Genomic DNA, 18,937 nt, shown 5'->3' with positions numbered 1-18,937 from the left:
CCTCGGCGTTCGATGAGTTGATCTTCGCCGCGGCGGGCCCCGCGGCGCGCTGGGGAGGGCCGCCGTCCTTGCTGGGGGAAACCCCCCGTCCGGATTCGGTGGCGGGCCCCAGACCGGCGGCGGCCCCTCCGTCCGTTACCGCGCGCGGGCGACGGACGGACCCGCGCGCGGGGGCAACGGACGGAGCGACGGGTGCGACGCGTTACGGGCGGCCGTGCCGCACGTCGGCGTTCTTCTCCGGGCGCAGCTCGGCCGCCAGCGGTTCGGCCTTCGCCCGCTTCACCGCGAGCGCGCGGGCCAGGTCGAACGCCGCCACCGGGTCGTCCTGCTTGCGCCACGGCTCGGCACCGCACCAGGGGCCGATCGCCCGGAACTGCTCCAGCGCCACCTCGTACGACTCCACCTCGCCGGCGAAGTGCGCCAGCAGGTGCCGCAGCTGCGGCATCCGCTCGTCGTCCGGACGGACCTGCCGCAGCTGGGCGGCGAGGTTGTCGATCCGCCACTTGGTCCGGTCCGCCGCCAGCGTGCCGGCGATGGAGCGGCGCTCCTCCAGCTCGGCGAGCGCGTGCAGGTAGATCCCGCCCAGCGGGCTCCCGGGCGGCGCCGCGTCCATGGTGCGCTCGGCGAAGGCCATCATCTTGTCGTTGGACCCGAACCACTTGGCGCACCAGTACTGCATGGCCTGCCAGTGGCCGTCGTAGTGGTACCAGGCGCGCTTCACCAGCTCGTCCCACGCCTCCTGGAACTGCTCCGGGGTGAACTGCGCCCCGCGCGCCGCCGTCACGATCACCACCCACGGGCCCGGGTTCGCCGGGTCCAGCAGCGCGGCCCGGCGGGCGGCCTCGATCGCGGCCGGCAGCAGCTCGACGAAGCTCTTGATCGCCTCGTCACCGACCTCGTCCCGGTAGCCGGAGCCGCGCACCTCCCAGGCGCGGTGCACCATCAGCTTGGCCTCCAGGGTGGCGGCGTCGCAGTCGCCCGGTTCGGCGGCGCGCCAGGCGGTCAGCCAGCTGTCGCCCTCGGCCGCGACCGCCGCCAGCAGGCCCAGCCGGGACCAGCCCTCGTCCCAGTGGTCCCCGGCCTCGGCGACGTACGCGGCCGCCGGGCGCCAGTCCCCGGCCCAGGCGGCGTCGGCGATCGCCTGCGAGCGCTCGCGCTGCTCCAGCGGGGTCGGCGGGCCGGACCGGGTCGGGTCGAGCCGCTCGCGCGGCGGCATGCCGTAGGCCGCCGGGTCGAAGCCCTCCCGGGCCCACTTCAGATGGTTGCGCCGCCGGAGGAAGCGGTAGACGAGGTAGGCCACGAAGGCCAGGAGGATGATCAGCAGACGTATCACGAGGGCGAATCATGGCTGGTGGGACGGTGTGCGTGCAAAGCGATAACCGCTCGCCGAATGCGGCGTTCCATGGAAGCATCCGCTGTTATGGGGACGAATCTGCACGGCGCGCACGTCACACTCCGCCCGGCCTCGGCCGAGGACATCCCGGCCCTGGTCGCCATCCGCCGTACCCCCGAGGTCTACGCCCGCTGGCGCGGTGGTGACGACCTCACCGACGCCGTCACCACCGACCTCGGCGAGCCCGGCACCGAGACCTTCGTGATCGAGGTCGGCGGCCGGGTCGTCGGCGCGGTCCAGTGGTACGCCGAGAACGACGACGAGTACCGGCACGCCGGGATGGACATCTACCTCGACCCGGCCCACCACGGGCGCGGCTACGGCACCGACGCCGTCCGCACGCTGGCCCGTCACCTGGTCGACGACCACCACTACCACCGGTTGATCATCGATCCGGCGGCGGACAACACGGCGGCGATCCGCTGCTACGAGAAGGTCGGCTTCCGCCCCGTGGGGGTGATGCGCCAGTACGAGCGCGGCTCCGACGGCACCTGGCACGACAATCTGCTGATGGACCTGCTGGCCGCCGAACTCGTCTGAGCCGCGGTGGCGCGCCCCGGCGGGGGAGCGCCACCGGTGGGGTCGGCGGTCGGGTGGGTCAGTGGTCCGCGCGCAGCGGCTCGCCGGTGCGGTGGAGGTGGGCGAAGATCTCCCGGTAGGAGCGGAGCAGCCCGGTCTCGTAGTACGGGATGCCCTTCTCCGCGCAGAACCGGCGGGTGATCCGGGCGGCCCGGGGGAGTGCGGGCGTCGGCATGCTGGGGAAGAGGTGGTGCTCGATCTGGTAGTTGAGGCCGCCCATCAGGGTGTCCAGCACCGGGTTGCCGCGGACGTTGCGCGAGGTCAGCACCTGGCGGCGGAGGAAGTCCAGCCGCATCTCCGGGGTCACCATCAGCATGCCCTTGTGGTTGGGCGCGAAGACGCAGCCCAGGAGGATGCCCAGCAGTGCCTGGTGGACGGCGAGGAAGGCGATCGCCTTTCCGGCCGGGAGGGCGGCGAGGACGATCCCGAAGTAGGCCGCGAAGTGGAGGACCAGCAGCGTGCCCTCCAGTCGGGGGCGCTTCATGGCGGGGCCGCGCAGTGCGCGGAAGCTGTTCCAGCTGAGGTTGAGGCCCTCCAGGCACAACAGCGGGACGAAGAGGTAGGCCAGTCGGCGGCCGATGAACCGGGCGGCCCCGCTCGCCTCCCGGGCCTGCTGCTGGGACCACACCACGATGTCGGGGGAGACGTCCGGGTCGCGGCCCTCGTGGTTGGGGTTGGCGTGGTGGCGGGTGTGCTTGCTCATCCACCAGCCGTAGCTCATGCCCATCAGCAGGTTGGCGACGATCCGCCCGCCGGTCTCGCTCGCCCGCCGTCCACCGAAGACCTGACGGTGCGCCAGGTCGTGTGCGAGCAGTCCGAGTTGCGTGAAGACGACGGACATGCCGGCGGCCAGGGCGAGTTGCAGCCAGGTGTCGCCCAGGGCGAACAGGGCGTACCAGCCGCCGGCGAACGCCGCGAGGGTGAGGCCGATGCGCACGGTGTAGTAGCCGGGGCGCCGGTCGAGCAGTCCCTCCTCGGTGATCCGGCGGGCCAGCTGGGCGAAGTCGCTGCCCTCGCGCTCCCGCCCGTCCGGGGCGGCGGTGGTGACCCTGGTGACTGGTGCGGGCGGGGCAAGCGTCGTGGGCTCTGGGCTCATGACAGGAAGTCTGGTGGCCGGCCCGGGCGCGGAGAACCGGACAATCCCCCTTTTCCGTAGGGGGGTTGACCCCCGGGTCGGGGGTGGGAATGCCCCCGGCCGGCGGTGGCCGGGGTTGACGGTCGCCACGGGGTTCCACCACCCTTTCACTAATTGAGTAGTGAAAGGGTGGTTTACTCATGCGGATGCTCCATGCCCTCCGGCGGCCCCGGCCGCTGTCCTGGGGGTTGGCCGGGCTGTTCGCCGCGCTCTACGCCTGCGTCGCCGTCAACCGGCACCGGCGGATGCTGACCCAGGCCTACGACCTGGGCATCTTCGAGCAGGCGGTGCGTGCCTACGCCCACGGCGAGGCGCCGGTGGTGCTGCTCAAGGGCCCCGGCTACCAGCTGCTCGGCGACCACTTCCACCCGCTGCTCGCCACCCTCGCCCCGCTGTACCGGCTGTTCCCGAGCGCCGTCACGCTGCTGCTCGCGCAGGCGGTGCTGATGGCGCTGGCCGTGGTGCCGCTCGCCCGGTGGGCCTTCGAGGTGGGCGGCCCGAGGCTCGCGGTGCTGGTCGGCGTACTGACCGGGGCCTCCTGGGGGATCGTCGAGGCGGTGGCCGACGACTTCCACGAGATCGCGTTCGCGGTGCCGCTGCTGGCCTTCTCCGCCACCGCGCTCGGCCGGGGCCGGCCGGTCGCCGCGGTGCTGTGGGCCCTGCCGCTGGTCCTGGTCAAGGAGGACCTCGGGCTCACCGTGGCCGTGGTCGGCGCACTGGTCTTCGCCCGGGCGGGGAAGGGCAGCGGGACCAGGGCGCTGGGCTTCGGGGTGGCGGTCCTCGGGCTCGCCGCGACCGCGCTGACCGTGCTGGTGGTGCTGCCCTCGTTCAACCCGGACGGGGGCTTCGACTACTGGGGCCAGATGGGCACGCGGGAGGCGGCGGGCGCGCCGTGGGAGCTCGCGGGCCGACTGGTCTGGCCGCCGCTGAAGTGGCTGCTGCTCGGACTGGCCGCCGCGACGGCGGGCTTCCTGGGGTTGCGGTCGCCGCTGGTCCTGCTCTGTCTGCCCACCCTCGGCTGGCGGCTGGCCGCCGACAACTCGCACTACTGGGGTGTGAGTTACCACTACAGCGCGGTGCTGATGCCGCTGCTGCTGGCGGCCCTGGTGGACGCCGTGCGGCGGACCGGCGCCTTCGAGGGGCCGGGGCGGGTGCCGGGCCCGGTGCCGGCCCGGGTGCTCGCGAGGGGTCGGGAGGCCGGGGCGGACCGGGCGGCCGTCCGCCGGGCCCGCCGCGCGCTGGCGGTGGCGGGCCTGGTCGCCCTGGTGACGCTGCCGGTCTACCCGCTGCACGAACTCGTCGCCCCCGGGGCCTGGGGGACCTCGCCACGGTTGGAGCGGGCCCGGACGATGCTCGCCCGGATACCCGACGGCGCCACCGTCGCCGCCTCCAACCGTCTCGCCGCGCAGCTGGCCGGGCGGACCACGGTCGGCCTGGTGTGCCGCGAGCCGTCGCCGCCGTTGGTGGAGCCGCCGGCCGATTCGCCGCCGACCGGGACGCTTTCGACCGGGACGCCGCCGGCCGGAGCGGTGCGGACCGGAGCGGTGCAGGGCGGTCCGGAGTGGGTGGTCGTCGACCTGGCCGACCCGAGCGTGCAGGCACCCTGTGCGATCGCCGACACCCTCCGGATGCTCGACCGCTACGAGCGGCTCGGCTACCGCCGGGTCGTGGACGACGGTGACCTGCGGCTGCTCGGCCACCCGTAGGACCTTTCGGCACCTTCCCCCGGGTGGGTCGGACTTGACCGCGGCGCAGTGGTCCGCCACCATTCCACCAATAAACTAGTGAAAGGGTGATGCGGGTGTGATCGAGTACCGCATCGAGCGGCGCAGCGGAGTCTCCACCTACCAGCAGATCGTGCAGCAGACCAAGCAGGCGCTGCGACTCGGTGTGCTGCAGCCCGGTGACAAGCTGCCGACCGCGCGGGAGGTGGTCGAACAGACCGCGATCAACCCGAACACCGTGCTGAAGGCCTACCGCGAACTCGAACGCGAGGGGCTGGTCGAGCCCCGGCCCGGCCTCGGCACCTTCGTCCGGCGTTCGCTGGCCCGGCCCGAGGCGGCCGCCGACGGACCGCTGCGCGCGGGGCTGGTGGAGTGGGTCGACGAGGCCCGCACGGCCGGACTCGACCGCGAGGACATCTCCGCGCTGATGACCTCCGTGCTGGAGCAGCGCTTCCGGACCGGCGTCACCGGGAGCACCGGTAGTGCCGGAGACGCCGGTAGTGCCGGGGACACCGGTACCGCCGGGAGCACCGGGCCGGCGGATCCGGCCGCGTAGACGCGCAGAACAGAGAGGGTGGGGGCCGCATGACAGACGCGACAGCGGCGACGCAGGCGATATCCGGGCCGCCGGCCATCGAGGCCGTAGGACTCGGCAAGCGCTACCGGGGCGACCGGTGGGCGCTGCGGGACTGCGAGTTCGCGGTCCCGGCCGGCCGGATCTGCGGCGTGGTCGGGGCCAACGGGGCCGGCAAGAGCACCCTGCTCACCCTGGCCGCGCGCCTGATCGAGGCCACCGAGGGCGAGTTGCGGGTGTTCGGCGAGGCGTCGAGCACCCCGGAGACGCGGGCCAGGGTCGCCTGCGTCACCCAGGAGAAGCCGCTCTACCCCTCCTTCACGGTGGCGGGCACCCTGCGCATGGGGCGCGAACTCAACCCGGGCTGGGACGAGGAGGCGGCCCAGCGGGTCGTCGACATGGGGGAGTTGAGGCTCGACGCCCGCGTCGGCTCGCTCTCCGGGGGCCAGCGCACCCGGGTCGCGCTCGCGCTCGCCCTCGGCAAGCGCGCCGACCTGCTGCTGCTCGACGAGCCGATGTCCGACCTCGACCCGCTCGCCCGCCACGAACTGATGGGCGTCCTGATGGCCGAGGCCGCCGAACGCGGCACCACGATCCTGGTCTCCTCGCACATCCTGCCCGAACTCGACGGCGTCATGGACCACTTGCTGCTGGTGCAGGCGGGCCGGATCCGGCTGTCCGGCGACCCGGAGGAGATCCTCGACAGCCATCAGCTGCTCACCGGCATCGCCGAAGGGGCGGAACTCCCCGCCGGGACCGCCGTGGAGCGGAGGGTCCGCGGCCGCCAGGTCACCGCGCTGCTGCGCACCGGCGAACCGGTCGACGGGCCGTGGGAGTCGGTCCGGCCGAGTCTGGAGGAACTGCTGCTGGCCTACCTCCGCACTCCGCTGCCCCCGTCCGCCACCGCCACCGCCCCCGATCGCGAGGCCGCCGCATGAGCACCAGCACCCTGTCCGGCCCGGCGACCCCGTCCGGCCCGGCCGCCCCGTCGGCCGCGAACGGCGTCTCCGCCCCGGCCCGCCGCAGGCGCGGGCCGAGCGGCGTGCTGTGGCTGGTGCTGCACCAGAACCGGCCCGCGATCCGGTCGGTGGCGATCCTGCTCGTCCTCGTCTCCGCCGTCCTGGTCGCCATGCACGTCCTGATCCAGGACCGGATCGGGACCATGCAGCAGACCTCCTGCTACACCCCGGCGTCCTGGGAACGGATCGAGTGCCGGGTGCAGCTCGGCCGGATCGAGATGCTGACCCGGATGTTCACCGACATCCTCCAGCCCGCCGTCACCGCCGCCCCGGTGCTGATCGGCATGTTCCTCGGCGGGCCGCTGCTCGCCCAGGAGTACGAACGCGGCACCGTCCGGCTGGTCCTGACCCAGTCCGTCACCCCGCGCCGCTGGCTGCTGACCCGGCTCGCCGTCCCCGGCGCGACCGTGCTGGTGGCGACCTCCGTGCTGTCCGCGCTGACCAGCTGGGTGTGGTGGTCGGACATCTACCGGGGTCCGGTGGCCTTCGACCCCCCGTTCCAGGGCTTCACCTACCCGGTGCTGGGCCTAGCCCCGGTCGCCTGGTCGCTGTTCGGCCTGGCCCTGGGCGTGCTGGTGGGGCAGCTGCTGCGGCGCACCGTCGCCGCGGTGCTGGTCAGCGGGGTGGTGGTGGCGCTCGCCCAGGCCGTGATGGTCGCCTGGCGCCCGTTCTTCTGGCCGCTGGTCGAGGAGGAGCAGCCGTACAACAACATGATGGGCGGCTTCGTCAAGCCCGCCGGCGCCTGGCTGGTGGAGGACGGCGTGGTGCGCGCGGACGGCACCCGGCTGATGCGCGACCAGTGCTTCGAAGCGGCCAGTGTCTGCGACGAGGCGCCGACCTCCTGGGGGCAGTACCACCCGGCCTCGCACTTCGTGCCGATCCAGCTGGTCGAGGCCGGTCTGCTGCTGGTGCTCACCGCCGTGGTGGTGACCGTCGTCCTGCGCCGGCTCACCCGCGCCGGGGTCTGAACGGCCCGGAGTCCTGACGGTCCGGGGTCCTCACGGCCCGGAGTCCGAACCGTCCCGGGGCCGGACGGTCCGGCGCCGTCCGATTGCGGTCTTCTGCGCGCGCGCCCGGCCCAGCACACTGGGACGGCGTCACGGCCGATTGCGGTCTCCCCCGTCTCAGAAGGAGAACTGCGCAGCATGACCGGAACGACAGCAAGGACCGGAACGACCGGTGATACCGGCGCGGACGGAACGACCGCGAGGATCGCCGTCATCGGCGGCGGCCCCGCCGGCCTCACCCTCGCCCGGATCCTCCAGGTCCACGGCATCGTCGCCACCGTGTACGAGCGCGAGCCCGACCGGGACGTGCGCGGCCAGGGCGGGACCCTCGACCTGCACGGCGACACCGGCCGGCGCGCCCTCCAGGAGGCGCGCCTGACAGAGGAGTTCTGGGCGAAGGCCAGGCCCGAGGGCGCGGAGTTCCGCATCGTCGACAAGCACGGTGCCGCCCCCCGCGGCTTCGGCGCCGGGCCCGTTCCGGACGCCGCCGGTCCGCCGGGCCCTCCCGGCGCCGTGGACGGGTCCGGTGCGCCCGGCGGGGCCGACCCGGGGGCGAGCCCCGAGATCGACCGGGGCGACCTGCGCGGACTGCTGCTGGACTCGCTCGCCCCCACCGCCGTCCGCTGGGGCCACCGCCTCGACCGGGCCGAGCCGCTCGGCGACGGTCGGCACCGGCTGCACTTCGACAACGGCGCCGTCGACGTCTGCGACCTGCTGATCGGCGCCGAGGGCGCGCATTCCCGGGTCCGCCCGCTGCTCACCCCGGTGGAGCCGCAGTACACCGGCGTCAGCCTGGTCGAGCTGGGCATCCCCGACGCGGACCGGACCGCCCCCGGTGCCGCCGCCGCGGTGGGCAACGGCACCCTGTTCGCGTTCCACGACAACAAGGGCCTGGTCCTCCAGCGCAACAGCGACGGCCGGATCCGCGTCTACGCCTTCTTCCGCAGCCCCGAGGACTGGCTGCGGGTGGCCGGCCTCTCCGCGGACGACCCGGCGGGCACCCGCGCCGCCCTCGCCCGGCACTTCGCCGACTGGGCGCCGGAGTTCCGCGACGCGCTGGCCGCCTGCGACGACACCCTGCGCACCCAGCCGCTGGAGATGCTGCCGGTCGGCCTGCGCTGGCCGCGCCGCCCGGGGGTCACCCTGGTCGGGGACGCGGCGCACCTGATGTCCCCGTTCGCCGGGCAGGGCGTCAACCTCGCGATGTGGGACGCCGCCGAACTCGCGCTCGCGGTGGCCCCCGTGCTGGTCCCACCGGCCCGCTGGGAGGCCTCGACCGCGGCGGCCCTCGACGCCGCGGTCGAGGGCTACGAGAAGGCGATGTTCGAACGGGGCGCGTTCTGGGCCGGAATCTCCGCGTTCAACCACGACCGGGTGCTGGCCCCGGACGGCCACGAGAACCTGCACCTCATGGCCGGTCCGCCCGGTCCGCCCGGTCCGCCGGACGGCGCTCCGGGCGATGCTCCGGGCGGCGCGTAAGGTCCGGGGCCGGGTCCGAAGCCGGGCCCGGCCTCAGGCGCCGGTGCAGCCGCAGGACCGCCGGACCACCATCCGGGCCGGGAACATCCGGGCCCCGGCAGTGGGCGTCGGCTCCCCGTCGGCGCGCACGCCGAGCACCAGGTCGACGGCGGCGCGCGCCATCTCCTCCTGCGCGGTGGCCACGCTGGTCAGCGGCGGGCCGGCGATCACGGCCTCCGCGATGTCGTCGAACCCGGCCACCGCGAGGTCCTCCGGCACCCGCAGGCCGAGGTCGTCGGCGGCCCGCAGCAGGCCGATCGCCTGATCGTCGGTCGCGCAGAACACCGCCGTCGGCCGGTCGGCGCGCGCCAGCAGCGCGAGCGCCTCCCGGTGGGCGCGGACGCGGTCGAAGGGGGCGCCGACCAGTCGGCCCTCGGTGGCGAGCCCGGCCTCGGCGAGTGCGGCGGCCCAGCCGGCGGTGCGGACGGTGACCGGGTCGCTCGGGCTGAGCGAGAAGGTGCCGCCGAAGCAGTGCACGGTCGCGTGGCCGTGCCCGAGCAGATGGCCGACGACCTCCCGTGCCCCGCCCTCGTCGTCCGCGACGACCGCGATCCCGTGCTCGGTCTCGGCACGGTGGTGCAGCAGCACGACCGGCGTCCCGTCCGGGGCGTCCGCCCGGGCGACGCCGGGGGCGGACGGGTCCTGGGTGACCAGGATCAGGCCGTCCACCTGCATGCCCAGGAAGGCGCGGATGTAGTGGGCCTCGCGCTCGTCGGCGTAGTCGGAGTTGCCGATCAGCACCAGCTTGCCGCGTTCGGCGGCGGCCCGCTCCACGGTGTGCGCGAGTTCGGCGAAGAAGGGCTGCCGGGCGTCCGGGACGACCATGCCGATCAGGTCGGACCGCCGCCGCGCCATGGCCTGCGCGACACGGTTCGGGCGGTACCCCAGCTCCTCGACGGCGGCGAGCACCCGGGCCCGGGTCGCGGCCGCCACCGGCCGGGGCCCGTCGTTGATCACATAACTCACGACCGCTGTCGACGTCCCCGCCGTCCTCGCCACGTCGTCCCGCGTCACCCTTGCCATGCCCGCGAGCCTACACACCGGCACCGACGGGTCCGGCCGTCGTTCCACCGGCCGGACGCCGCGTCGAACGCCGTGCGGGGCGCCGGGTGGGGCGCCGTGCAGCGCACCGTGCAGCACGCCGTCAGTACATCTGGTCGGCGGTGACGTCCGCGGAGCGGCGCAGGGCCTGCTCGGCCGGTTCGCCGCGCAGGGCGAGCAGGGTGAGCGTCAGCGCGTCCACCACCGCCAGGTGGGCGATCCGGCTGGCGGTGGTCTCCAGCCCGAAGACCAGGTCCTGGCCGCCGGCGACCAGGGTGTGGGTGGCGGCCTCGCCGAGCGGGGAGCGGGCGTAGCTGGTGACCGCCACCACCGCGGCGCCGTTGCCGCGCGCGTGGCGGGCGGCGTCGACCACGGTGCGGGTCGCCCCGGTGTGGCTGACCGCCAGGCAGGCGGAAGTGGAGGTCAGCTGGGCGGCGGCCAGCTGCGCGGTGCTCGGGTCGGCGGGGGCGTCGGTGTGCAGACCCAGGGCGCGCAGCCGGTAGGCCGCGTCCAGGACCACCGCGCCGGAGAGCCCCTCGCCGAGGACGAGGACGTGGTCGGCGGCGTTCAGCGCCCCGGCGGCCGCCCGCAGCTCGTCGACGGCGAGCGTCGTGGCGATCCCCTCCAGCGCCTCCCGGGCGGCGCGAACGGTGTCGGCGAGGGCGCGGGCGGCCGGGTCCCGGGTGTCGGAGGCGTCCGGTGCCAGCGCCGGGGCCTGGCGGACGGCCGCGATCTTCAGCTCCTGGTAGCCCCGGAATCCGAGCCGCTGGCAGGCGCGGACCACCGAGGACGGCGCCGTCCCGGCGAGCTCGGCGACATCGCTCACGCTGAGGCCGACCAGATCGGCACCCCGGGCGAGGACCACCTGGGCGACCCGCTCCTCGCTGCCGCGCAGCTCGCCCAGCCGGGCGCGGACGTGAGCGGCCAGCTGGGACTCCAGCGGAGTAAATTCGGAATGCTCTTCCATGGATCCAGTGTAACGTGGAATCGGATTCCGGCTGTCGGTGCTCCACCGGCCCGCCGATCCGTCGTTCCGTCGTTCCGTCGTTCCGTCCTCAGGAGGGGAGCCCCGCCATGGCAGCCGCCGCCGTTCCCGTGGCCGTTCTGACCGCCGCCGTCCTGCACGCGGTGTGGAACGGGCTGGCGCATCGGATCGAGGACAAGCTGGTCGGCTTCACCCTGATCAACCTCGCGTACACCGCCTGCGCGGTGGTCCTGGTGCTGCTCAACCCGTTCCCGGCGGCGGCCGCCTGGCCGTACCTGCTGGCCTCCGTGGGGATGCAGGTGACGTCCCAGCTGCTGCTCCTGCGCGCCTACCAGCTGGGGGACTTCGGGCAGATGTACCCGATCGCGCGCGGTTCGGCGCCGCTGCTGGTGGCCGTGCTGTCGGTGGCCCTCCTCGGCGAGTCGCCCGGGGTCGGGGAGCTGCTCGGGGTGGCCGTCATCTCCTGCGGGCTGGTCGGGCTGGCCTTCGCCAAGGGGATCCCGGGCCGGGCCCAGCTGCCCGCGCTCGCGGCGGCGCTCGGCACCGGGGTGATGATCGCCGCGTACACCGTGTCCGACGGCGGCGGCGTCCGGCACGCGGGGACGGTCGGCGGCTACATCGCCTGGCTGTTCCTGCTCCAGGGGCCGGTCCTGGCGCTGGTCGCCCGGGTGCGGCGCGGGCCGGGGCTGCTGGTCGGGGCCGGTCCGGCGGTGCCGTTCGGGCTGCTCGGCGGAGTGCTGTCGCTGACCGCCTACGGGCTGGTGGTGTGGGCGCAGTCCCGGGGGGACCTCGCCACCGTCGCGGCGCTGCGCGAGACCAGCATCGTGATCGCCGCGCTGATCGCCGCCGTGGTCTTCCGGGAGCGCCTCGGGCGACTGCGGATGGCGGCGAGCGCGGCCGTGCTGGCCGGGATAGCCGTCCTGGAACTGGCCCGCCCCTGAGGCCGGTTCCAGGACGGCGGGGGCGACTCCGCGCGATTCAGGGGACGACGACCGTCAGCGAGCTGTGCGTCGTCGTGAAACCCAGCTCCTCGTACAGCTGCCGGGCCCGGTTGCCCTCGGTCACGGCCAGTCCGATCCGGGCGGTGCCGTCGGCGGCGACCTCGGCGAGGACCCGGCGCAGCAGGTCGCGGCCGAGGCCGGGGTAGCCGTGCGACGGGTGGCGGAACACATGGGCGATCCAGGGCAGGCCGTCCCAGTCGGTGAGCACCGCACCGGCCACCACCCGGTCGGTACCGTCCACGACCAGGGTGCTGGCCGGCAGCAGGGGTCCTATCACCTGCCCGGAGAGCAGTTCGGCGATCCTCAGCACCGAGGACCGGTCGTCCCGGCCCTCGTCCGGGCGGTGGTCGGGGTGGCCGGGGCCGAAGGCCGCCCGCGAGGCGGGCACGAGCGCCTCGGGCCCGCGGTCGCAGGGGACGGCACGGAACCCGTCCCGGAGCGGGGTGTCCGCCCAGGCCGCCCAACCCCCGGGCGGGGGAGCGTCGACGAGGTCCCGGTGCATGGTGTGGCCGTGGCGCAGCACCGCGGCCCCCTGGCGCACCAGCTCCTCCCCGAGCCGGACCGGTCCGGAGACCACCCAGCCCGCCAGTTCCTTCCGCACGAAGGCGGCCAGGGCCGCCGGATCGGCGCCCGGGTCGACCGCCTCCAGCCGGTCCGCCCAGGGGCGGCCCTCCCGTTCGCCCTGCTCGAACCGCACCACGGCGACCCCGTCGGCCCCGTACCCGTACTGCCAGTCGCTCCCCGCCTGCGCCACGCCGTTCGTCCGATCCTCGTGCGTCGGCACACCCCTCGGTACGCCCTGTCGTCCGCCATGCTCGGTGAACGATCCGCCCGGGATCAACCGACTGTCGGTCAACCGGCCGACCGGGGCGGCGAATCGGTCAGGACGTGGCCGGATCGGACGTGGCCGGATTGTCGGTGGCGGCGCCTAGCGTTCCGGGTATGAGCGTCCCCGAGGTCGTCCCGATCCTCCACGAGCCCGGCTACCGCACCGACACCATCGGCCGTTGCCGCGGCGGCCAGTTCTTCGCCTCCGTCTGCTACGCCCGCCCCGAGGAGTCGTTCGACGTCGACGACGGGGCGTGGTACGCGGTGCTGCACCGGTTCGACGAGGGCGGGCGGCACCTCGGCTCACGGATCGAGGCGGCGCCGGAGGAGTGCGACGCCGGTGCGCCGAAGGCCGCCGAGGAACTGCTGCGCGAGTGGCTGGACGCGCTGCCGGAGCGGGAGTTCGGGGACATCGCCGTCGCGCCCTTCGCGGTGCTGGTCGACGGCTGCCGCTTCGGCCTGGTGGTCGAGCGGCACGGCGAGGACGCGACGGAGGACGACTGGGCCGAGCTCTACCCCGACGGCCTCGGCTTCCACGCCCCCTGGGACGGCGAGTACGACACCTGAGCCCGGCCCCCGGCCGCTCAGTCCGCGATCACCGCCGCGCGGACGCAGAGGACGTCCGGCAGGTGGGAGAGCACCGGAGACCAGTGCGCGCCCTCGTCGTTGCTGGCGTAGACCTCACCGGTCCGGGTGCCGAAGTAGATGCCGGCCGGTGCGAGGTCGTCGGTGCGCAGCGCGTCCCGCAGCACGACGCCGTAGTGGTCCTCGCCGGGCAGGCCCTCGGCGAGTGCCTGCCAGCTGTCGCCGGCGTCGTCGGTGCGGAAGACCCGGCAGCGGCGGCCCGGCGGGATCCGGTCGTCGGCGCCGCCGAGCGGGAACACGTACGCGGTGTCGGCACGGTGCGGGTGGGCGGCGATCGCGAAGCCGAAGTCGGCGGGCAGGCCGTCGGCGATCGAGCGCCAGCTCGCCCCGCCGTCGTCGCTGCGGTAGACGCCGCCGTGGTTCTGGAGGTAGAGCCGGTCCGGGTTCACGGCGTCCCGGGCGATCTTGTGCACGCACTGGCCGAACTCGGGGTACTGGTTCTCCTCCGGCAGGAACTCGGCCCGCAGACCGGTGTTGGAGGGTTCCCAGCTGCCGCCGCCGTCCTTGCTGCGGTAGACGCCGCCGCTGGAGACGGCGACCAGCAGCCGTTCCGGGTCGCGCGGGTCGCAGAGGACGGTGTGCAGGCCCTGGCCCCCGTAGCCGGCGCCCCACTCGGTGCGCTGCGGGTGGTCCCACAGCGACTCGACCAGGGTGAAGGTCTCGCCGCCGTCCGCCGAGCGGAACAGCGCGGCGGGTTCGGTGCCCGCGTAGACCACGCCCGGGGCCTCGGGCCCGGCCGGCTGGAGCTGCCAGACCCGGGTCAGCGAGGCGCCCGTGTGCTCGGGGAAGCGGACGGCCGGGGCGGACGGCTCGGACCAGCTCGCGCCGAGGTCGTCCGAGCGCCACACCGACGGGCCCCAGTGGCTGCTGTCGGCGCCCACCAGCAGTCTGGTCCGACCGCCGCGGCGGTCGACGGCGACGGAGTAGATCGCGTTCATCCGGAAGTGCGGCCCGCTGAACTCCCAGTCCACCCGGTCACGACTGCGTCCGAGAAAGAGGCCCTTCTCGGTCCCGACGGCCAACAGCACCTCGGTCATTGCCACACACCACCCGGTCGGCGAAACGGCCCCCGCGGACACCCCTCCCGGGCCAGTGTCCCGCCGTCGACGGCCCGCCACCAGCGCGCCGCGCCGGGGCGGACCGCCGCCGGGCACCGCCCGCACGCGAGGGCGCACCCGACAGCGCACCCGACAGCGCACCCGACGGCGCGGCCGCCCGGGCGGCCGCGCCGCCTGCCAGCGTCAGCCCCGGCAGCCCTCCAGCAGCCGCAGCCAGACCTCGCTGATCGTCGGGTAGGCGGGCACCGCGTGCCACAGCCGGTCGATGGGCACCTCGCCGACCACCGCGATCGTCGCCGAGTGCAGCAGCTCGGAGACGCCGGGGCCGACGAAGGTCGCGCCGACCAGCACCTCCCGGTCCAGGTCGAAGACGACCCGGGCCCGGCCGCGGTATTCGTCGCCGTAGAGCGAGGCCCCGGCGACCGCGCCGAGGTCGTGGTCGATCGCCTTGACCCGCAGTCCGGCCCGTTCGGCGGCGTCGAGGGTCAGACCGACGGCGGCGACCTCCGGCTGCGTGAAGACCACCTGGGGCGCGCCGGCGCTGTCGGCGGACGCGGCGTGCGCGCCCCAGCGCTCGGTGTCCAGCGGGCGCGCCTGGGCGCGGGCGACGATCGCCGCGCCGGTGATCCGCGCCTGGTACTTGCCCTGATGGGTGAGCAGCGCCCGGTGGTTGACGTCCCCGGCGGCGTACAGCCACGTGCCGTCGACGCCGAGCACGGTGCAGCTGTCGTCCACGTCGAGCCAGTTGCCGGGGTGCAGACCGACCTGCTCCAGGCCGACGTCGGCCGTGCGCGGGGCGCGCCCGGTGGCGTACAGCACCTCGTCCACGGTCAGCCGCCCGCCGTCGCCCAGGGTGAGCGTGACCTCGGACGGGCCGTCCGCCGGGTCCGCCCCGTCCGTCCTGTCCGCGCCGTCCACCGACCGCCGCTCCAGGGCGGTCACCTCCGTCCCGAACCGCAGGTCCACCCCGAGGTCCCGCAGACCGTCCGCGACCAGCTCACCGGCGAACGGCTCCGTCCGGGGCAGCAGCGCGGAGCCGCGGACCAGCAGCACCACCTCCGAGCCGAGCGCCCGCCAGGCGGTGGCGAGTTCCACGCCGACCACCCCGCCGCCCACCACGGCAAGCCGCCGGGGGACGGCGGGCGCGCCGGTCGCCTCGCGGTTGGTCCACGGTCGGGCGTCGGCCAGTCCGGCCACGTCGCGCGGCAGCACCGGGCGGCTCCCGGTGCAGATCGCGACGGCGTGCCGGGCGACCAGCAGCCGCTCGCCGCCGTCCTCCGACTCGACCGTCACCTGCCGTTCGCCGGCCAGCCGGCCGTGGCCCCGGGCCAGTTCGATGCCGGTGTCACGGAGCCACCGCACCTGGCCGTCGTCCTGCCAGTGCGAGGCGAAGGAGTCACGCCGGGCCAGCACCGCGGCCGCGTCCAGCGCCCGGCCGCCGACCGCCTCCCGGGAACCGGCCACCGCGCGGGCGTCGGCCAGCGCGGCCACCGGGCGCAGCAGCGCCTTGCTCGGCATGCAGGCCCAGTACGAGCACTCGCCGCCGACCAGTTCGCTCTCCACGATCACCGTGCGCAGCCCGGCGGCGGCCGTCCGGTCGGCGACGTTCTCGCCGGTGGGGCCCGCGCCGATCACGATGACGTCGAACTCCTCGGGGGCGGGGGACTGGGGGGAGGTCATACGTGCTCCTCGCTGCTCTGGATCGGTGCTGTTGTTCGGGCGGACGGCGCGGGGCCGCAGACGTGCCGGTGGTGCTCCGGTGCCGGTGCGCCGTCGTGCCGCCACACCGCCCCGGCGTCCTGCCGTGCCCATCCTGCGCCGACCGGACCGCCCGGCGCAGCCGAACACGCGGGCGAGGCGCCGGTCCGGACAACCCCTTCACACCTCGGTGGCCGCAGCACCGCACAGAGGTACGGTGCGGCGGCCACCGGGTACGAGGAAACGACCTAGCCGAGCGCCGCCAACTCCGCGAGCGCCGCCGCCGTTTCGGCCGGCCGGGAGAACATCGGCCAGTGCCCGGTCGGCACCTCGCGCAGCTCCCACTCCGCCCTGCCGAGCGCCGCGAAGTACGGGTGCCCGGCGGCGATCAGCTCCCTGACCTGCGCCAGCGGCATCGAGCAGGAGACCAGGGCCTTCGGCAGCTCGTCCGCCCCGCCGGTCAGCCGCACCGGCTCGTAGAGCGTCCCGGCCGGCTGGGCCGTCGCCCGCTCGCGGAACCGCGCCAGCCCGGCCTCGTCGATGCCCTCCACCGAGGCGCCGTCGGAGGCCAGCACCTCCCAGGACGGCAGCGGCAGCCACCGGCCGTCCACCAGCGTGGCCTCCAGCGTGGCGCGGTAGTCCGGCTCCCAGAGATCCGCGAGCGCGACACCGTCGGCGAGCGGGCCCGCGTCGAGGTAGACCACTCGCCGGATCCGCTCCGGCACCCGGTCGGCCGCGCCGGACACGGCGATGGTGCCGCCGCTGTGCGCCACCAGGACCACGTCCCGGAGGTCCTCCCGGACCAACAGCTCGGCGAGGTCGGCGACCTGGGCCTCGGCGCCGGTCTCCGCCGTGGCCTCGCCGGCCCGCTCGGCGAGCCCGGGCAGGGTCACCGCGTGCACGGTGTGGCCCGCGGCGCGCAGGGGTTCGGCCACGGCCTCCCAAGCCCAGCCGCCGAGCCAGAAACCGGGGACGAGTACGAAGGTGCTCATGATGGGACGGTCCTCTCTGGAATGCCTGTGGTGCGCCCGGACCCGGTCCTGACCGTCACCCGGGCCGCCCGCCGTGACCCGACCCTAGAATGGCAACCGGACAGAACTCGACCGGATTTGCCGCCGGTTCGACCACCCGGTCGTCGGCCCCGCCCACCGACCGCCCACCGACCGCCCACCGACCGCCCGGCCGACCGTCCGGCCGTCCGGGAGAACAGGAGCGGAGCACGGTGGAGCACCCGGTCAGCCGCATCCTCGCCCTCCTCGAACTGCTCCAGGCCCGCCCCGGTCTCACCGGCGCCGAACTCGCCGAGCGGCTGGAGGTCGACGTCCGCACCGTGCGCCGCTACGCGTCCCGGCTCGCCGAACTCGGCATCCCCGTCCGGGCCGAGCGCGGCCGCTACGGCGGCTACCGCCTGCTGCCCGGCTACCGGCTGCCGCCGCTGATGCTCACCGGGGACGAGGCCGCCTCGGTGGTGCTCGGCCTGCTGGCCGGCCGCCGGTCCGGGCTGTCGGTGGGGGAGCAGGCCGGGGAGTCGGCCCTCGCCAAGATCCAGCGGGTGCTGCCGCCGGCGCTGCGCGAGCAGGTCGCGGCCGTCGAACAGACCCTCGGACTGACCGCCGCGCCCGCCGCCGGCCCCAGCCCGGCCGCCTCGGCGCTGTTCACGCTCGCCGAGGCCGCGCGCCGCGGCCGCCGGGTCCGGCTCGACTACCGGGACCGCGCCGGCACGCCCAGCGAGCGCGAGTTCGACCCGTACGGGCTGGTCTTCCACTCCGGCCGCTGGTACACCACGGGGCTGGACCACCGCAGCGGCGAGCAGCGCACCTTCCGGCTGGACCGGATCCGCGCCGTCCACCCGGGCGAGGCCGGCTTCGAACCGCCCGCGGACGCCGACCCGGTGCGGCGGGTCCTGGAATCGCTCGCCTCGGTGCCGTGGCAGCACGAGATCGAGGTCGTCCTGACCACCGGTCTGGACGAGGCCCGCCGGCGCATCCCGCCCACCGCCGGCACGGTCACCGCGACCGAGGACGGCAGGGTGCTGCTCCGCGCCCGGGCCGAGCGCCTCGACGGCATGGCGGTCATGCTCGCCGGCCTCGGTTGGCCCTTCACCGTCCGCCGCCCCGCGGCCCTGCGCGACGAGGTCCGCGCGCTGGCCGCCCGCCTCACCGACTGGACGGAGGACGGACCGGCACCGGCCGACGGCTGAGGCACCCCTCCGAACGCCCGCCGGTCCGCCGAAAAACGCGACGGCGGGCCCCGGGACGGACGAACCGCCCCGGAGCCCGCCGCAGGGGCGAACGGCCGTCAGGCCTGCGGAGCGCCGTTCTGCTCCGCCGCCACCTTCCGCTTGACCTCGTCCATGTCCAGCTTCCTGGCCTGGCCGATCAGATCCTCGAACACCGGCTCGGGCAGCGCCCCGGCCTGGGAGAAGACGAGCACGCCCTCCCGGATGATCGCCAGCGTCGGGATCGACTGGATCCCGAACGCCGCGGCGAGCTCCTGCTGCGCCTCGGTGTCGACCTTGGCGAACACGAGGTCCTGGTGACGCTCGGCGGCCTTCTCGAAGACCGGCGCGAACTGCCGGCACGGGCCGCACCAGGCCGCCCAGAAGTCGATCAGGACGAAATCCTTGCCGCCCTCACCGGGGACGATCTCGTCGAAGTTCTCCTTGGTCAGCTCGACCGTGCTGCTCATCTCGCGATTCCTGCCCTTCCGGTGGTGGCGGTCCAGGGGTTGTC

General features: G+C 74.8%; 18 protein-coding genes. 9 read left to right on the top strand and 9 right to left on the bottom strand.

What is annotated here, in order from left to right; translation table 11 throughout:
• Positions 1–202: 202 nt before the first annotated feature.
• Positions 203–1,333 carry a hypothetical protein gene (locus BI06_RS26405; RefSeq protein WP_051741884.1) on the bottom strand — a complete coding sequence of 377 codons (1,131 nt, stop codon included), beginning with the start codon at positions 1,331–1,333 and terminating at the stop codon, positions 203–205.
• Between the two features lie 87 nt (positions 1,334–1,420).
• Between BI06_RS26405 and BI06_RS26400 the strand changes: the two genes are divergently transcribed.
• The gene (locus tag BI06_RS26400) at positions 1,421–1,933 is read left to right on the top strand and encodes a GNAT family N-acetyltransferase (protein ID WP_030391126.1); all 513 of its coding nucleotides are present in this window, start codon (positions 1,421–1,423) and stop codon (positions 1,931–1,933) included.
• Positions 1,934–1,991: 58 nt separating this feature from the next.
• On the opposite strand, the gene BI06_RS26395 is transcribed toward BI06_RS26400, so the two are convergent.
• Positions 1,992–3,068 carry an acyl-CoA desaturase gene (locus BI06_RS26395; RefSeq protein WP_082558694.1) on the bottom strand — a complete coding sequence of 359 codons (1,077 nt, stop codon included), beginning with the start codon at positions 3,066–3,068 and terminating at the stop codon, positions 1,992–1,994.
• A 185-nt stretch (positions 3,069–3,253) separates the two neighbouring features.
• Between BI06_RS26395 and BI06_RS26390 the strand changes: the two genes are divergently transcribed.
• The 5 genes from BI06_RS26390 to BI06_RS26370 all read left to right on the top strand — a co-directional run bounded on the left by BI06_RS26390 (position 3,254) and on the right by BI06_RS26370 (position 8,910).
• Positions 3,254–4,813 carry a DUF2079 domain-containing protein gene (locus tag BI06_RS26390; RefSeq protein WP_233290297.1) on the top strand — a complete coding sequence of 520 codons (1,560 nt, stop codon included), beginning with the start codon at positions 3,254–3,256 and terminating at the stop codon, positions 4,811–4,813.
• A 97-nt stretch (positions 4,814–4,910) separates the two neighbouring features.
• Positions 4,911–5,387 (top strand): GntR family transcriptional regulator, encoded by a 477-nt coding sequence (locus tag BI06_RS26385; RefSeq protein WP_051741880.1) that lies wholly within the window; start codon positions 4,911–4,913, stop codon positions 5,385–5,387.
• Between the two features lie 29 nt (positions 5,388–5,416).
• Positions 5,417–6,343, top strand: a complete 927-nt coding sequence (locus BI06_RS26380) for an ABC transporter ATP-binding protein (protein WP_043472073.1) — start codon at positions 5,417–5,419, stop codon at positions 6,341–6,343.
• Entirely contained in the window at positions 6,340–7,392 is a 1,053-nt protein-coding gene (locus tag BI06_RS26375) for an ABC transporter permease (RefSeq protein WP_043472070.1), read from the top strand. Before BI06_RS26380 ends, BI06_RS26375 begins: the two co-directional genes overlap by 4 nt.
• 177 nt (positions 7,393–7,569) lie before the next feature.
• The gene (locus BI06_RS26370; RefSeq protein ID WP_051741878.1) at positions 7,570–8,910 is read left to right on the top strand and encodes an NAD(P)/FAD-dependent oxidoreductase; all 1,341 of its coding nucleotides are present in this window, start codon (positions 7,570–7,572) and stop codon (positions 8,908–8,910) included.
• A gap of 33 nt (positions 8,911–8,943) precedes the next feature.
• Here the strand turns inward: BI06_RS26370 and BI06_RS26365 are convergent, their stop codons facing one another.
• Together BI06_RS26365 and BI06_RS26360 are read right to left on the bottom strand one after the other, a co-directional pair.
• Positions 8,944–9,972, bottom strand: a complete 1,029-nt coding sequence (locus tag BI06_RS26365; RefSeq protein ID WP_030391119.1) for a LacI family DNA-binding transcriptional regulator — start codon at positions 9,970–9,972, stop codon at positions 8,944–8,946.
• A gap of 121 nt (positions 9,973–10,093) precedes the next feature.
• Entirely contained in the window at positions 10,094–10,957 is an 864-nt protein-coding gene (locus BI06_RS26360; protein ID WP_043472067.1) for a MurR/RpiR family transcriptional regulator, read from the bottom strand.
• A gap of 107 nt (positions 10,958–11,064) precedes the next feature.
• On the opposite strand from BI06_RS26360, the gene BI06_RS26355 reads away from it, so the two are divergent.
• On the top strand, positions 11,065–11,916 hold the full coding sequence (locus BI06_RS26355) for a DMT family transporter (protein WP_030391117.1): 852 nt from the start codon (positions 11,065–11,067) through the stop codon (positions 11,914–11,916).
• Between the two features lie 37 nt (positions 11,917–11,953).
• Here BI06_RS26355 and BI06_RS26350 read toward each other — a convergent pair whose 3' ends face one another.
• Positions 11,954–12,730, bottom strand: a complete 777-nt coding sequence (locus BI06_RS26350; protein WP_051741875.1) for an N-acetyltransferase — start codon at positions 12,728–12,730, stop codon at positions 11,954–11,956.
• Positions 12,731–12,918: 188 nt separating this feature from the next.
• Between BI06_RS26350 and BI06_RS26345 the strand changes: the two genes are divergently transcribed.
• Positions 12,919–13,371 carry a hypothetical protein gene (locus tag BI06_RS26345; RefSeq protein ID WP_030391115.1) on the top strand — a complete coding sequence of 151 codons (453 nt, stop codon included), beginning with the start codon at positions 12,919–12,921 and terminating at the stop codon, positions 13,369–13,371.
• Between the two features lie 17 nt (positions 13,372–13,388).
• Here the strand turns inward: BI06_RS26345 and BI06_RS26340 are convergent, their stop codons facing one another.
• From BI06_RS26340 to BI06_RS26330, 3 genes are all read right to left on the bottom strand, one after another.
• Complete coding sequence (locus tag BI06_RS26340; RefSeq protein ID WP_043472064.1) at positions 13,389–14,486, bottom strand: sialidase family protein; 1,098 nt, start codon at positions 14,484–14,486, stop codon at positions 13,389–13,391.
• Between the two features lie 204 nt (positions 14,487–14,690).
• Positions 14,691–16,187: an NAD(P)/FAD-dependent oxidoreductase gene (locus BI06_RS26335; RefSeq protein ID WP_043472060.1), complete on the bottom strand. Its 1,497-nt coding sequence runs from the start codon at positions 16,185–16,187 to the stop codon at positions 14,691–14,693.
• 266 nt (positions 16,188–16,453) lie between these two features.
• Entirely contained in the window at positions 16,454–17,197 is a 744-nt protein-coding gene (locus tag BI06_RS26330) for an alpha/beta fold hydrolase (RefSeq protein WP_043472057.1), read from the bottom strand.
• A gap of 230 nt (positions 17,198–17,427) precedes the next feature.
• Here BI06_RS26330 and BI06_RS26325 point away from each other — a divergent pair, with 230 nt between their 5' ends.
• On the top strand, positions 17,428–18,405 hold the full coding sequence (locus tag BI06_RS26325) for a YafY family protein (protein ID WP_043472054.1): 978 nt from the start codon (positions 17,428–17,430) through the stop codon (positions 18,403–18,405).
• 98 nt (positions 18,406–18,503) lie between these two features.
• Here BI06_RS26325 and trxA read toward each other — a convergent pair whose 3' ends face one another.
• The gene (gene trxA, locus BI06_RS26320; protein ID WP_255360267.1) at positions 18,504–18,929 is read right to left on the bottom strand and encodes a thioredoxin; all 426 of its coding nucleotides are present in this window, start codon (positions 18,927–18,929) and stop codon (positions 18,504–18,506) included.
• Between the last annotated feature and the right edge of the window lie 8 nt (positions 18,930–18,937).

The sequence above is a fragment of the Kitasatospora sp. MBT66 genome (assembly GCF_000710405.2).
GTDB classification, from domain to species: domain Bacteria; phylum Actinomycetota; class Actinomycetes; order Streptomycetales; family Streptomycetaceae; genus Kitasatospora; species Kitasatospora purpeofusca.
Note: the sequence above shows the minus strand (reverse complement) of the source record. Positions and strands in the feature narration are given on the sequence as shown.

Coding starts and splice junctions, on each gene's coding strand:
- BI06_RS26330 (WP_043472057.1), bottom strand. CDS start 17,197: ATGAGCACCTTCGTACTCGTCCCCGGTTTCTGGCTCGGCGGCTGGGCT.
- BI06_RS26395 (WP_082558694.1), bottom strand. CDS start 3,068: ATGAGCCCAGAGCCCACGACGCTTGCCCCGCCCGCACCAGTCACCAGG.
- BI06_RS26375 (WP_043472070.1), top strand. CDS start 6,340: ATGAGCACCAGCACCCTGTCCGGCCCGGCGACCCCGTCCGGCCCGGCC.
- BI06_RS26340 (WP_043472064.1), bottom strand. CDS start 14,486: ATGACCGAGGTGCTGTTGGCCGTCGGGACCGAGAAGGGCCTCTTTCTC.
- BI06_RS26370 (WP_051741878.1), top strand. CDS start 7,570: ATGACCGGAACGACAGCAAGGACCGGAACGACCGGTGATACCGGCGCG.
- BI06_RS26335 (WP_043472060.1), bottom strand. CDS start 16,187: ATGACCTCCCCCCAGTCCCCCGCCCCCGAGGAGTTCGACGTCATCGTG.
- BI06_RS26355 (WP_030391117.1), top strand. CDS start 11,065: ATGGCAGCCGCCGCCGTTCCCGTGGCCGTTCTGACCGCCGCCGTCCTG.
- BI06_RS26360 (WP_043472067.1), bottom strand. CDS start 10,957: ATGGAAGAGCATTCCGAATTTACTCCGCTGGAGTCCCAGCTGGCCGCT.
- BI06_RS26400 (WP_030391126.1), top strand. CDS start 1,421: ATGGGGACGAATCTGCACGGCGCGCACGTCACACTCCGCCCGGCCTCG.
- BI06_RS26365 (WP_030391119.1), bottom strand. CDS start 9,972: ATGGCAAGGGTGACGCGGGACGACGTGGCGAGGACGGCGGGGACGTCG.
- BI06_RS26390 (WP_233290297.1), top strand. CDS start 3,254: ATGCTCCATGCCCTCCGGCGGCCCCGGCCGCTGTCCTGGGGGTTGGCC.
- BI06_RS26380 (WP_043472073.1), top strand. CDS start 5,417: ATGACAGACGCGACAGCGGCGACGCAGGCGATATCCGGGCCGCCGGCC.
- BI06_RS26345 (WP_030391115.1), top strand. CDS start 12,919: ATGAGCGTCCCCGAGGTCGTCCCGATCCTCCACGAGCCCGGCTACCGC.